The organism is Psychrobacillus sp., assembly GCF_032154225.1.
Lineage (GTDB): Bacteria > Bacillota > Bacilli > Bacillales_A > Planococcaceae > Psychrobacillus.
Map to the genome: position 1 here is coordinate 1 of NZ_JALDYF010000025.1, position 14,964 is coordinate 14,964.

At 37.2% G+C, this 14,964-nt stretch carries 13 protein-coding genes; 1 reads left to right on the forward strand and 12 read right to left on the reverse strand.

Annotated features, from left to right (window positions below):
- Nucleotides 1-407 precede the first annotated feature (407 nt).
- Nucleotides 408-1,391, reverse strand: a complete 984-nt coding sequence (locus RUH95_RS19565) for a M23 family metallopeptidase (protein WP_397469530.1) — start codon at nt 1,389-1,391, stop codon at nt 408-410.
- A gap of 579 nt (nt 1,392-1,970) precedes the next feature.
- Nucleotides 1,971-2,672 carry a gamma-glutamyl-gamma-aminobutyrate hydrolase family protein gene (locus RUH95_RS19570; RefSeq protein WP_313894588.1) on the reverse strand — a complete coding sequence of 234 codons (702 nt, stop codon included), beginning with the start codon at nt 2,670-2,672 and terminating at the stop codon, nt 1,971-1,973.
- A gap of 256 nt (nt 2,673-2,928) precedes the next feature.
- Between RUH95_RS19570 and RUH95_RS19575 the strand changes: the two genes are divergently transcribed.
- The gene (locus RUH95_RS19575; RefSeq protein WP_313894589.1) at nt 2,929-3,855 is read left to right on the forward strand and encodes a LysR family transcriptional regulator; all 927 of its coding nucleotides are present in this window, start codon (nt 2,929-2,931) and stop codon (nt 3,853-3,855) included.
- 38 nt (nt 3,856-3,893) lie between these two features.
- Here RUH95_RS19575 and RUH95_RS19580 read toward each other — a convergent pair whose 3' ends face one another.
- From RUH95_RS19580 to RUH95_RS19625, 10 genes are all read right to left on the reverse strand, one after another.
- Nucleotides 3,894-5,345 (reverse strand): APC family permease, encoded by a 1,452-nt coding sequence (locus RUH95_RS19580; RefSeq protein WP_313894590.1) that lies wholly within the window; start codon nt 5,343-5,345, stop codon nt 3,894-3,896.
- 80 nt (nt 5,346-5,425) lie between these two features.
- Complete coding sequence (locus RUH95_RS19585; RefSeq protein ID WP_313894591.1) at nt 5,426-6,382, reverse strand: amidohydrolase family protein; 957 nt, start codon at nt 6,380-6,382, stop codon at nt 5,426-5,428.
- 4 nt (nt 6,383-6,386) lie between these two features.
- Nucleotides 6,387-7,553 (reverse strand): CaiB/BaiF CoA transferase family protein, encoded by a 1,167-nt coding sequence (locus RUH95_RS19590; RefSeq protein ID WP_313894592.1) that lies wholly within the window; start codon nt 7,551-7,553, stop codon nt 6,387-6,389.
- Nucleotides 7,554-7,577: 24 nt separating this feature from the next.
- Nucleotides 7,578-8,951 carry a phenylacetate--CoA ligase family protein gene (locus RUH95_RS19595; protein ID WP_313894593.1) on the reverse strand — a complete coding sequence of 458 codons (1,374 nt, stop codon included), beginning with the start codon at nt 8,949-8,951 and terminating at the stop codon, nt 7,578-7,580.
- Between the two features lie 223 nt (nt 8,952-9,174).
- Nucleotides 9,175-10,569 (reverse strand): YfcC family protein, encoded by a 1,395-nt coding sequence (locus tag RUH95_RS19600; RefSeq protein ID WP_313894594.1) that lies wholly within the window; start codon nt 10,567-10,569, stop codon nt 9,175-9,177.
- 164 nt (nt 10,570-10,733) lie between these two features.
- Complete coding sequence (locus RUH95_RS19605) at nt 10,734-11,219, reverse strand: metal-dependent hydrolase (protein ID WP_313894595.1); 486 nt, start codon at nt 11,217-11,219, stop codon at nt 10,734-10,736.
- A 154-nt stretch (nt 11,220-11,373) separates the two neighbouring features.
- The gene (locus RUH95_RS19610) at nt 11,374-12,192 is read right to left on the reverse strand and encodes a metallophosphoesterase (protein ID WP_313894596.1); all 819 of its coding nucleotides are present in this window, start codon (nt 12,190-12,192) and stop codon (nt 11,374-11,376) included.
- Complete coding sequence (locus RUH95_RS19615; RefSeq protein ID WP_313894597.1) at nt 12,170-13,165, reverse strand: ABC transporter ATP-binding protein; 996 nt, start codon at nt 13,163-13,165, stop codon at nt 12,170-12,172. The genes RUH95_RS19610 and RUH95_RS19615 overlap by 23 nt, the downstream gene beginning before the upstream one ends.
- Nucleotides 13,162-14,142: an ABC transporter ATP-binding protein gene (locus RUH95_RS19620; protein WP_313894598.1), complete on the reverse strand. Its 981-nt coding sequence runs from the start codon at nt 14,140-14,142 to the stop codon at nt 13,162-13,164. Before RUH95_RS19620 ends, RUH95_RS19615 begins: the two co-directional genes overlap by 4 nt.
- Before the next feature lie 11 nt (nt 14,143-14,153).
- Entirely contained in the window at nt 14,154-14,963 is an 810-nt protein-coding gene (locus tag RUH95_RS19625) for an ABC transporter permease (RefSeq protein ID WP_313894599.1), read from the reverse strand.
- Nucleotide 14,964: the final 1 nt, after the last annotated feature.

The window sequence follows — 14,964 nt, forward strand, 5'->3', positions numbered from 1 at the left end:
CTCGACATAGAAGTATGATCGTTTCTCCTTACAAAAATAGGGCTTTCATTCTAGCAAAGTAACCTAATGGATTGAAGCGAAAGGGAGGCGACTCCCGTGGGATTAAGCGGGACAGGTGAGACCCCGCAGTGTTGCGCTAGCGACCGAGGAGGCTCACCGCCCGCCCCACGGAAAGCGTCCTCCCTGTAGCGAAAATCCCTGCCGAAACTCTCTACTAAGACACATTATATGTAAAGTACGAATGAGGACGTAATGCAAGTCGAAAACGAGTGCTTTAGTATTAAAGGGTATTAGTTTTTTCCTATTATCACAAATTCCCAATAAACAGGATAATCAACAGATGCGATTCGAGGTAAAACAATTGAAAAAATCCTGCAAATGTATCATTCACAGGATTTTTTATACACTTATTTTTTCTCTTCTCTTTCCCAGCGTTTTAAGGAAGGGAAAGGATCATAAGCCCATGCAATTCTTCCATTAAATTTGTACATACCATAATGAAGATGAGGAGGAAATTTACCGGAAGTCCCTTTTTTGCCGTACCCTGAGCTACCTACATAGCCAATAATACTTCCAGGCTCCAGCACGTCTCCTTCTTTTATTCCTTCTATATAACCAGAAAGATGGGCATAATAATGATACGTATTGTTCACATCCCGTATACCAATGCGCCAGCCACCAAAGTCATTCCAACCCTTTATTTCAACTATGCCGTACGTCGTTGATTTTACAGGAACACCGTAAGAAGCGAATAAATCTGTCCCTTCATGCATCCTACGTCCACCCCAGCCTCTTGAATCTCCCCATGTACTGCGGTAGCTGTAGTCATATTTGATGGAAAGAGGGAAGGCACGTTTATCCAGATCTAATGTTTCAAACTTTTTATAAATGGCGACGTTGGCCATAATTTGTTGCACCGATTCGTCGCGTTGATAGTACGTTTTCAAAGCTTCTTTAAAATCACTTTCCGTATGTCCGAATGAATCCAAATAATTAACCAATGTTTGCATGACATCATCTTCATCCAGTCGGTCCGCCATTCCATCCTTATTGCCATCAGATCCATTTCCTTCAAAAAATGAAATGGAAATTAAATCCGTGTCATCCCCTATTGGATTCAACACGCCGACCCAAAAATCATCCGAAAATTGAATAGCGAGTATTCCATCTCTTTTAGGCAGATCGCTTCGGACTTCTTGAACATTACGCTCGAATTGATCAATAGCTGCGAGATAATACCAAGGCAATGTGTCATTGGAATAGTTTATATAAAAATTCATGCGTTTTTCCAAAACTTGCTCCCTCGATGGTTCCTCAGCTGCAAAGACGACAGTGGAAAAAGGAAAGACAAATGCACATAAGAAAAACACGAATCGAAACACTTGCTGCAAATAAAAAACCTCCTTTGTAAACTAAATTTAGTTTCCCCATTTTGAATTGCTTCATGAATGGAAAAAAATAAATGAATAGTTTTAAGGAGATTTTGTATACTATAATACGCGTGTTGATTATCCACTTTATTCAATTTAGTGGTTTCGGCAGAGATTTGCGCTACAGAGTCGGACGCTTATCGCGGGCACTGCTTCAGTCGCTTCCTTCACTTCGTTCAGTCCAGGGTCTTCAGCTCGCGCTTTTCCCGCTGGTGTCGCCGACTCTTTCGCTCCAATCCAATAGAACATGTTACTTATTTAGAATGGAAGCACTATTTTTTAGAAAAGCAAACAAATGGTATTCCAACTAAAATATAGAGTAAGAGATGGGAAAGTAAATGAAAATTGAAAATTGATCGTCACATTTTATCGTTAAGCACTATGATTACTAACCTATATAGATAGAAATTGATTTAATGCCGTAGCGCGTCAGTCCGCATGAGCCAAAGTATGAGACCCACTTGGGCGCGGCACAAATTGGCTTATGCAAGGTGCAGCAAGCGCGAAGGCATACTGGCTATTCACTAAGACGTGATACAATCATTTTTTACAAGCATGTAAAAATGCTTGAAAAATCGTGGAGGACATCGCTTCTTTTTTTAATAAAAGACTTTCTGGATGCCATTGTACACCTATAACAAATGCATGGTTTTTACTTTCGATTGCTTCAATCGTTCCGTCACTAGCTATTGCTGATACTTCAAATCCTTCTGGTACTTTTCGAACTGCTTGATGATGGAAACTATTCACTTTAAAAGTGTCCACTTTAACTATATCGCTTAATAAAGAGTCCTTCATTACCCATACAAAATGTGATGCATGCGTGCTCGGGGCTTTTTGATCATGTTGTAAAAGCTTATTTTCACTTTGTGTATAAATATCTTGATACATATTTCCACCGGCGGCAATATTTAAAATTTGAACACCACGGCAAATCCCTAAAATTGGTTTGTTAAGCTCTAACATCTTTTCAATCAAAGCAATTTCAAAAACATCTCTTTCTGGCGTAATATTTCCGAGAGCTGGTTGAGGTTCTTCTCCAAATAATGTTGGATCAATATCTCCTCCTCCTGTTAACAGCAGTCCATCAATCATATTTGCAATCGCATCGACGCTTTCCCCTTCAATATTAGGTAAGACAATTGGAACTCCTCCGAATTCCGAAATTGCATGAATATTATTAGTGGAAACAGAAAGTACTTGTTCTTTTAAGTTAGAAGAAATTCCGATAATTGGCTTCATATAAATCTCCATTCTTTTCTAGTTTTCTAATCTATTCTATGATGTTGAAAATTTTCTATGCTGAAAAACAACCCTATTTGGAAAATCATACATTAATCGAGATGGAAAATCGATCTTTTTATTGGAAAACAATTGAACATAGCACACTATACATCTCATATAGAAAAATGATTACATTTTACTGCAGAATCATGATAAGATTTTATTATCTGAATAAATAAAATACTATTCTTTTTAAAGTTAAGGAGGGGTATACATGCAGCTTGATCAATTAATACATATTCAATATGCCAATAAATATCGTTCGCTGACAAAAGCCGCTTCTGAACTTTTTATTTCACAATCCGCACTGAGCCAATCTATATCAAAACTTGAAAAGGAACTAGGTGTTTCCTTATTTATCCGTTCTCGAAATGGAGTTGTTCCTACGGCTGATGCTTCGTTTTTTCTAGAACGCGCAGATAAAATAATGGGGATCGTGGATGAGATGAAAAATAAATCGAAAGAAATAAATCAATTGTCTCGTAAGCTATCAATTGGTACTGTAGCAGGACTACATTTACATTTTTTAACCGACACACTTCTGACCTTTCAGCAAAGGTTTCCACAGCTCGAAATTGATTATATGGAAGCAAGTTCGTTGTCTTTAAGACAGTCAGTTATTCATCAAGAAATAGATATTAGTTTAATCGTTATCTATGAAGAAACACTAAAAGCACATGCTTCTATACAAATTCAACCAATTATAGATATTCAATTTTATGTACTAGTTGCAAAAGATTCGATACTAACAAACAAAAGCTATGTTACATACGATGATATTGCTGCTAAGCCAATTATGATGTATAACGGGGAATTTATGAATTGGTTTCTACAAGACTATATGGTTCGAAATGGAAAACTGAATTTATTATTTAAGTCCAATAATACGGATACTTTACGTGAAACGATTGCTAAAGGTGTTGCTATCACAATTGAGACAGAAAATGAACTTTATAGTAACCCCTATATCGTATCAGGAGAGATAATTGCCATTCCACTAGTTGACCCAGGTCTACCAAAAGCTTCACTTGGTTTAATCTACTCAACTAAAAGGCATTGGGGACACGAAGAACAAGAAATTATTAAATCACTTGCTGCATATATTGGCGAATGGAAGTTTCAACCCGTACTCCATCAGTAAAGAGGCACTCAATGTATAACACATTGAGTGCCTCTTTACTATTCTTCCTGACCGCCGAAAAGCAAAGCCTTTTGCTTGCTTGTATCTATCGTTGAAAAGTGTACGTATTTAAAATAAACGATTGCTATTACTACTAAAATACCGATTGTTGTTATTAATTCTGCAAAAGTTAAACCACCTAATGGATTGAGTGGTGTATAAAGAAACAAGTAAAATATTAATGAACAAATAGATAATATTCCCATCAACTTTCCTCTTTTAACACGATATGGACGGACTAAATCCGGTTGTGACTTTCGAAGGCGAACAAATGAAATAGTTACAAGTAACCAAGAAAATACTGCAAAGAAACCTACTACATTTACAAGGCTACCAAAGATTTGTTGACTCGTTCCTAAAAAAGCACCAAAGCTACTAATAACAAATAAAAACATCGTTGCTGTTCCTGGTGTTTTATATTTATCGTGAATTTTGGAAAACGTAACTGGAATGTATCGCCCTCGCCCCATACTCAGTAAAACTCGACTAGCCGCGATATATGCTGCGTTCCATGACGTTAGTAATCCAATTAATGAAGCTATTGCAACAAATAACATCGGTAAAGAAGAACCTGGATAAATCACTGATAGTGACTCTAATACTGCAATACTAGACGATTCACGCATCCCGATATTAGCGGCAAAGGATGTTCCAAGAATGATAAAAATATAAAAGAAAACACTCGCCCAGACTGTTAATATGACTATTTTTCCGATTGAAGAGGGTTTGATATTTGTTTCTTCCGCAGCTTGCGCAATTGCATTAAAGCCAAGTAAAAAGCCTGGAACCATTAATAGTGTAAGGGAAAGTCCTTTGATTCCAGTAAAAAATGGTTGCGCATTTTCCACACTGCCAAGAACAATACCACTTCCGACAAAGAAGATTGCGGCAAATAATAAGACGGCTACAGTGATAGTTTGAAAAGCTTTCGAGAACTCTATTCCTCTATAATTCATTACTGCAAAAAATAAGTTTACGATTATGGATAAAATAACATAAGATAAATAAACTACCTCTCCTCCTAGTGTATAAAGTGGGAGGATTTTAGGTATTGGTACTCCAAAAGCGTCCAGTAAAAGAGGTAACATGATTGTTTCAACAACGATTAATCCTGCAAATATTACAGTGAGAAATGCTCCGGAAAAATAAGCCCACTTCGAGCCTAGTCCTTCAAAGGTGTAAATTATATCTCCTCCAGCATAAGGAAATGCTGAGGACAATTCTGCATACGTAAATCCGATAAATGTACATAGTATTCCTCCAATAAGAAATGCAATAATTCCTCCCATACTACCAGGGGTTGTCGACCAAATCCCTCCATATATTACCCAGGACCATCCTATGACAGCGCCAATTCCGATTGAAAGTAAATCCCATTTAGTTAATGCTTTTTTCAAAGATGATATATTACTAGCTTGAGTTGATTGAATAGGTGCTGTTACTTTTTGCATTTTCCTGTTCACTCCGCTTCTATTTTTTAAGGGATAAGTATAAACTTTTCTACCTAGTAACTAGCTCACTTCAGTATTTTTTATGCAAGATTTAATTTGAATAATTTATTTGCATTTTCCCAATAGTACTTGCTTCTAACCGAATCACGCAGTGGCCATTCCTCTATTTCTTTCACTACTTCCGAAATAGGAATCCCCATTGTTAACCAGTCCGTAGCAAACAGTATTTTGTTTTGTAACATACGATCGGCATAATACATATACATTTCCCATCCTGTATTTTTTTCTGCAACGTATTTTGGACGGAATGCGGATGTATCCACATACAAATTGTCATATTTTAATAACATTCCAATCATATCATTTACCCATGGCCAGCCACCATGACCTGCAATGATTTTCAGATTTTTGAAATCCATCAAAGGCTGCTCTAAATTAGATGGATGATCGATATACAAAGATGTATTTTTAAAGTAATTAATCGATGTATGAATCCACACTGGTATATCTAACTCTTCACATAGTGCATAGAGCGGATAGTATCTGCGATCATTTGCAGGTAATCCATGTTCATATGGTGGAAGCACCACAGCTTTATAGCCTTGTTCTGTCAGTGCTTTTCGAACTACTTTAAGACTTTTCACTCCTTTATGTGGATTAAATCCAGCGAATCCAAAAAACTTATTTGGATATTTCGCTAAAATACTAGCCACATAATCATGATCAACAGGATCTTCATCCCCGTCTCTACCGTAATCCATATTATGAATTGCATGATAGACGATTTCTTCATCATCTAATTGCTTGATGAAATTATCCATCGAAAATTTTTCTTCCATCTCCTTCATTATTTCCTGTATCACTTCATCAACTTTAGATTGCTCTATTTTTTCAAAAAACTCCTGTTTCGTCCAGCCAACCATTTCTGCCCATTGTGGTCCAAATACTTTTAAATACCCTTCATTTTCAGGACTTGGATTAGAAAAACCTTCTATTATAAACTCCGGTAATGTGTTCGAGCAGTCAATTTTTATCATATTGTTATCTCCTTAGCTGTTGTAATATTTCTTCTGTATGTTCCCCTATTTTTGCCGTTCTTACTTGCTCTTTCTGAATAGAACTATAACGCACACCATTGAACAGAATAGGAGAATTCGCCACTTGAATCGTTCCTAAAGATTCATGCTGCAAAGTCGAAAACATTTTGCGTTCCTTTAAATGTTCATCGTCTAGTAATTCATTCACAGTTCTTACTTCCCCCGCAAGAATTCCTACTTTTTGAAGGTTCTCCATCAATTGTTCCCTCGTTTGTTGCTTAACCCATACACCAAATATCCGATTTATTATTTCTAATTGCTGATTTCTATTTACATATGCTTCTTCCGTTTCTCCAGCAAACTCTTCTGCAATATCTGCTCTACCAATTAAGTTAAAGCATGTTTGAAATTGATCACTCCCAAGCGCACAAACCATCACCCATTTATCATCTTTCGTAATAAACGCATCCCATGGTGCACCAAATGGGTCTGTATTCCCTTTAGACTCTACTGTTTCTCCAGTCATACTCGCCAGAATAACCGCATCTTCTAACACAGAAATTGTACTTTCTAACATACTTACTTCTACTTTTTGACCTAAACCCGTCTGCATCCGTTGGAATAAAGCACTAACTACACCAAGCGCCAAATAGATTCCCGATATTCCATCTGTAATACCAGGTCCTGTCTTTTGAGGAGCTCCACCTTTCTCACCAGTAAGACCCATTAAGCCACCCATCGCCTGTGCAATTGGATCGATACAAGGAAACTCTTTACTTGGTCCAAAGCTGCCAAATCCTGAAATGGATGCATAGATGATCGAAGGATTTACCTCTTTTAATGTTTCATATCCTATTTGCATTTTCTCCATCGTTCCTGGAAGAAAATTTTCAACGACAACATCAAAGTCCCTTGCCAATTCCCGAAAAGTTTCTTGCCCTTCTGCATTTTTGAGATTGAGGGCAATCGATTTTTTATCTCGATTCAGCATGTAGAAATAGCCGCTTTCTTTATTTCTAAAAGGTGGAAAATAGCGAGTTTTATCCCCAACTCCTGGCATTTCTACCTTCACCACTTCCGCGCCTAAGTCCTGTAGTAATAATGTTGAATAAGGACCAGAGTAAACCCAAGTTAAATCTAATACTTTTATACCCTCTAATGGCTTGCTCATCTTACTCCCTCCAAGTTTGACAAACTATTCATACCTTTTTTCAAATAATGGTGTTTTTGTTAATTGTTTTTCCAATGCACCTGGCTCACACCATTCAATACTTGGTCTAACACGTAATTCTTGATGAAGTGCATGTTTAACTTTTTCTTCTATATACATTAAATCGTCTTTTGATATCCCGTTTACAAATCCAATTTTTAATAATAATGGAGGAATAACTCTCGGTGGTGGACTTTCTAACACAATACGGAAGTCCCCAGATAGCTCATCTTGAAATTTGGAAAGAACATTTTTAATAGCTAATGGGTATACGTTAACCCCTTTAACTATTAGTAAATCATCCGCACGTCCGACTGCCTTTACTCGTGTTCCAGTAAACCCACAACCTGGACATGGATCTGTCAATACTTCTATTAAATCTCCAGTCGCATATTTAATGCGTGGAAGCCCATTGATTCGTAACTCTGTCATGATTACTTCTCCAACAGCCCCATTTTTTACATCAATAGGTCTTTTCGTTTCAGGATCTACTAAATCCTCTGCGAATAAAGCCAAATCAGGTGCTGCGCAATGAATTCCATGGTAAGTATCCGAATCACATGAAAAACCTAGCTCTCCTAAATAATCATACACGCGACAATTGTAAGCGGTTTCAATTTTCTTTTTAATTTCAGGAATTCCAATTCCAATTTCCCCAACAGTGAATAGCGCTTTTAATTGGAAACTGTCCACTCCTTGCCCTATTAATTCTGGTGCACGATCGATTAAATGTTCCGCCAGTGAAGGAGTCATCATCGCACCATTTGGTTTTGTCATTTGGGCATATTTCATAATCATCTGGCTTCCCGCACGTACATCCACATCAATAGGCAACACCCCATGCTCTCTTACCCCAAACAGAATAGATGAAGTCGCATATATGCCCAGTGCGTGGCTAAATAATAAACGATCTCCTTTGTAAATCCCACCGTATTCCAACATATTGCGAATATAAGCATTCATCGTTTGAACATCTTCTGCAGTAAATGTATAAGTAAAAGTAGGTACTCCAGAAGTACCACTAGTTGTTCCAGTAAAAGCAATTTCATCCGGTCGGCATAATAAATGCTCTCCAAATGGATGCCCACTCTCTTCTAAAGAACGGCGCTGACTTTCTCTTTCCATTTCTTTATTCATAAAGAAAGGAAGTTGTTTGAAGTCCTCTAGAGTTCGAATTTCCTCAGGACGTATTGATAATTCTTTAAAAATACGACGGTAATACGAGGAATTTCTTACTGCATTTCTTAATTGCTTTTGTAATAAAACCTCCTGATAAACTTTAATTTCTTCTGCGGACATTTTATTGAGCATTGACGTTGCATACGGAACTATGCGTTGTTGCTGGGTCATAACAGTCATTTTCACATAAACTCCCTTCGCATGATTAAATATTCTGAATTATTAGGTTAATGTTACATTTATATAGTAGTCTTGAAAACTTCAAAATATTAATAGTACTATAAGTAAAATTAATGGATGGGATTTGTTTCGGTGCCTGGCACCAAATCAAAAAAAGACTGTAAATAAACTCAAATCACTGAGTTTATCTACAGTCTCACTATCACTTCACAACAATGTGAGTTTATTTTACTCCAATTATAACCGCAATGACTAAAGCGATTGTAGCAATTGCTAACCAACCAAGGACAAGCTTCCAAACAAACTTCACCCAACGTTCATATGGAATACCAGCAACTGCTAAATAGCCCATTAATGCTGCGGAAGTTGGAATGATAGAATTGGTAATTCCGTCTCCATATTGGAATGCTAAAACGGCTACTTGTCTTTCAATACCTAATAAGTCCGCCAACGGAACCATTATCGGCATTGTAGTTGCTGCTTGACCACTCCCAGATGGGATAAAGAAATTAGTAATTACTTGTACAAAAAACATTCCGATTACATTTAATGTAGCAGGTAAAGAACCGATCAAAGAAGCCAGGCTATTAATTAACGTATCAATGATAAATCCATTTTCCATAACGACTAAAATAGCACGGGCAAACCCTACTATTAATGCACCAAAAGCAACGAGCTTCATCCCATCAACAAATGCTTCGAACATATTATTAATCTTCAAGCCACCGATAATTCCGGCAGCAAAACCAATAATAATAAATGAGGCTGTCAACTCAGTTAAATACCAATCCCATTGAAACACACCGTACATATTAATTCCTAAACCAGCGGCTATGATTAGTAATACTAATGCATGTCGTATGTTAAAGTCAGGCAAAATATCTTGCCCCTTTAACTCTCTTTGCTTTTTATCTTTTAACTCTAAATCGTACACAATACTTTGTGTTGGATCTTTTTTCACACGTGCTGCATAACGCATCACATAAAAAATAGCTAATGAAAGAATGAATATATACACGCTAAAACGGAAACCAATACCACTAAAAAGTTTTACCTCAGCCATCGATTGCGCAACACCTACAGTAAACGGATTCATCATTCCCCCAATAAATCCACTTGCCGCTCCTAAACTAATCATGGCAGTTCCAGTAATCGCATCATAACCAATTGCTCTTGCAATTGCGATACCGATTGGAACAAAGATAATACTCTCTTCTGCCATTCCAGTAGTTGCCCCTGCTATAGAGAAGATGAACATCGTAAATGGAATGAGTAACTTTTCACGTCGCTCCAATTTGCGAACAACCTTATTAATTCCAGCCTCAATCGTTCCTGTTTCACGAATGATTCCAAATGCCCCACCAACTAAAAATATATAAAATATTATCGTTGATCCTTTAGACATTCCCTGTGGAATTGCTTGGAACATTTCAAAAAAACCAACTGGATTAGAGTCAATTGTTTGATAACTATCAGCGACTACTACCGTTTGTCCATTCTCTTCTACTCTGTCGTATTGACCAGCTGGTACAAAATAAGATGCTACAGTTGCTAAAATAATAATTAGAAAAATAATTGCATACGTATGCGGAATTCTGCTCTTTCTTTCTTCATTCACTTTTTATTCATCCTCCACTGTCTATTTCTGTCGTTAAATAGACGTTAATTCGATATAATATTTAATTATACCGAATATCCGAGGTCAGTCAATGCATATTTTTTCATGAAAGTGCAAGTTAATTCATCTGAGTTATTGTTTCGGTGCTTGGCACCAAAACAATTTTATCTAAAGACAATGTCCCCAACCACATCGTAGCCAAAATAAACTGAAAGCAACGACAAAGCAACAAACACAATATGTTCTACCGTTCCTCCAGTTCTCGTAGTCATTGGAAAGCGAACCGTTATTTTTATTGGAAACAGTAGTTTAATGCCATTTTTCGTCGCCATATCCAATATTAAATGGCTAGCGATTCCAACTAACATTCCCGCTACAATTGATTCATTAATGCTAATCATATTCAAAAGTGCACCAATGAGAAATAGAAACAACAAACTATGCGTAAATGTACGATGTCCAAAAAGTACTTGAACAACTTTGGATATGAGAGGAAATGTTCTTCCTATTTTACTCCCACCATGGCAAATGTCTGGGATGAGTGCGCCAACGACACCTGCTCCAACTAAAAGTACTGGATCGTAATTCGAAATTTGTGCAAAAGCAAGACTTGTTGCGATACCGCCTATGATGTGTGTTTTACCTGTCATGCTTAAAAGCTCTCCTCTAATAGTTGAATTCGCGTAAGAACGTACGCTCTATTACTTTACACTATTATGAGGAAGGATTGAATAGTAATCGCAGAAAAACCTCGAATTTGAAACTCTTTTCAAAGTTTACGAAACTCGAGGTTAATAGTATATTTTATATTGTTAATGTAACAAAAGATGCCTCTAACTCTTTCACTGGATCTGAGGTGCGCCATTCATTTGAATTACCGAGGCATGCACATATGTATGTGATATCATTTAATTCCAAACTTTTGCGATAATGTACATGTCCCATCACACTTACTTTAATATTATATTTTCGGTAAAGATCATCGTATTCATCACTTCCTATAAATGCATTGAAATATTCGAACATTTCATTTGGCATAGGTACGATGAATTCTGGATGTGTCACGATATGTGTCATCAATATAATGTTTTTACCTTCCACCGCTTGTAAGTCTTTTTCTATTTTATCGTAGAACCACCGATGTGCTTCCGGATTGGTCATTTGCCAGTCTACAAAATAGTGATCTTGCCATGTCCGCTCTTTGTATGTCATTTGTGCGAACTCTTCTTTAGAAAACTTTGAATCCCCAAAGCTATGATCATACCAACCGGAATTTCCAACAACAGCCCATTCATCATTCACAATATATGGATTTTCAAGTATGCTTGTTGAATCTTTTTTAAACTTTTCATAAATCAATTTCGTATCTGTAATACCATTTTCTTTCGACCAATAATCATGATTTCCCGGCACGAATAATACCTTACAAGCGCACGCTTCTTCTAATCCATGCAGAAACGTTAGGCTTGTTATATAATCATTCGAAATATCACCAGCTATTAATAGTAACTCCACTTTTTCTAATCGAGCTCTTTCAGCTACTATTTCTACATATTTTTGACCTTCACTAAGCATCTCTGCATTTCCATCAATATGAATATCAGATAGCACACCGATTTTCATAGGACTCCTCCTCTTTTAAATGACAACTTACAACATGATTTTCTGCAATCGACTTCAATTCAGGTTTCTCCTGTTTACAAACTTCCATAGCTAACGGACAGCGTGTCTGAAAAGCACAACCCGACTGCAGCTCATTTGGACTTAGGATGTCCCCTTTTAACACAACCTTTTTTTGATCATCATCATTCATATGAGGTATCGAGGAAAATAACGCTTGTGCATATGGGTGCTGGGGCATTAAACCGACTTCATCTGTTTTAACGACTTCAACGATTTCTCCTAAGTACATCACGGCAATACGATCGCAGAAATATTGGATAACATTTAAATCATGAGAAATAAATAAGTACGTCAATTGATATTTTTTCTGCAATTCTTTCAATAAATTTAATATTTGTGCCTGAACAGAAACATCCAATGCGGAAACTCCTTCATCTATTACAATGAATTCAGGATTCAAAATGATGGCTGATGCTATAGCAACACGCTGGCGTTGACCACCACTTAATTCATGGGGCATTCGGTTTAAATAATTTGCATCTAACCCTACATCCTCCAGTGTCTTAATAATCAATGCTTTTCTGGATTCTTTCGTACCAATATTATGAATCTCCAATGGTTCATTTAAGGTCCATTGAATTGTTTTCTTTGGGTTCAGTGATGAATATGGATCTTGAAAAACGATTTGGACTTCTCTTCTCCAATTCTTTAAGCGTTTGGCTGAAAATTGGGAAACATCCTCCCCTTTATATATAATCTTACCGCTTGTCTGTTTGATTAGTTGTAAAATAACTTGTCCTGTCGTAGATTTCCCACAACCACTCTCACCAACCAAACCAAACGTCTCTCCACTATATAATTGAAGTGAAATGTGATTTACTGCTTTAACAAACGTGTCCTTTGCCCAAAAGTGTTTGCGGTTAATCTTATATTGTTTCGTTAATTCCTTCACCTCAATAATTGGTTCCTTCATACAACGCCAACTCCTTGCGTATAAAGGTGACAACTAACTTTTTGTTCTGATACTTCATGACTTTTAGGATATTCACTTCGACAAATTTCCATGGCATACGCACAGCGATCTGCAAAAGGACAGCCTCCCTTTCTTTCCTTAAGTGTCGGGACACGTCCAGCTATTGTATGTAATTTTTCTCCCCTTTTCCTATGATCAGGAATAGATAATATCAATCCTTTTGTATAGGGATGTTTCGGATTATTTACTATCTCACTGACTGGTCCTTGTTCGATAATATACCCCGCGTACATTACCAAAACACGATCGCAAATTTGCCGAATAACACCCCAATCATGTGAAATGAAAAGCATTGAAGCATTTCTCTTACGCTTTATCTCACCAAACAACTCAAGAATTTGCGCTTGAATTGTTACGTCCAGTGCAGTTGTTGGCTCATCTGCAATAATTAAGTCAGCCTCACCGACTAAAGCAATAGCTATAACAACACGTTGTCGCATCCCACCCGATAATTGATGTGGGTAAGAAGAGTACAGCTCTTCTGCACGAGGAAGCCCTACCTCTTTCATAATCTCGATTGTCCTATTTTTCCGTTCTTCTTTTGATAATCTTGTATGCTTTTTTAATACCTCCGATATTTGTCTTCCAATGGTTAGTAATGGGTTCAACGACGTCATCGGTTCCTGAAAAATCATTGAAATCTTCTGTCCTCTAAGAGTTTGCCATTTCTTTTCAGATAATCCTATCAACTCTTCCCCATTTAATTGGATATCACCTTTTGTAATATGCGCATTACGAGGGAGAATTCCCATTACAGACAGTGATGTCAAACTTTTTCCACATCCCGATTCTCCAACGATTCCAACAACTTCATTAGGTTCGACGGAAAAAGAAATACCTTGAAGTGCTTTGTATTCACCATCTGGAAATGAAAATGCTACTTCTAAGTTATCCACGTTTAAAATTGGTTGAGCCATGTCATTTCCTCCTATGCTTTTTTATCTCGCACATCCCTAATTCCATCGCTAAGTAAGTTAAACCCAAGAACCATTAACATGATGACACCACCTGTAATGAGCAAGTACATAGGTGATGAGGCAATGAACGGCTGCGCTTCTTTCAACATCCTTCCCCAACTTGGATCTGGGGGTTGAACACCAAGTCCTAAATAACTCAAGCCTGCCTCCGCAAGAACCGAGCCTGAAAAACTAAGAGTCATCGCTACAAATATTGAGGACATTATATTTGGCAAAATATGCTTGAAAATAATTCGTGTTGAACCAGCGCCTTTCGCCTTACTTGCTTTCACAAAATCAAATTCTTTTACTTGTATAAAACCACTTCTGACAATTCGCGCAAATGATGGAATACTCATAATTCCAAGTGCGATAATTGTATTTTGCATCCCAGTGTTAAAAACCGTCACTAAGACAATCGCAAGTAAAATTCCAGGGAATGCCATCATCGCATCAATGAACCTCATGAAAACCTCATCAATCCACCCACCAAAATAACCAGCCAACGCCCCAATTAAGAAGCCAAAAAATAAGCCAATTGTTACCGATAATGTACCAATTAAAAATGCTGTTTTAGAACCTTCCATTACTCGACTCAAAATGTCTCGTCCAAAATTATCCGTTCCAAATGTATGCTCCAAGGAAGGAGGAGAAAGTCGGGCTTGCGGATCCATTACATTTGGATCATAAGGTGTGTAGAAGAGGCTAGTAATCATCATTATGAATAGAATTACCACGAGGGTGATGCCAATATATAAGGGAATACTTCTATTCTTTTTCATA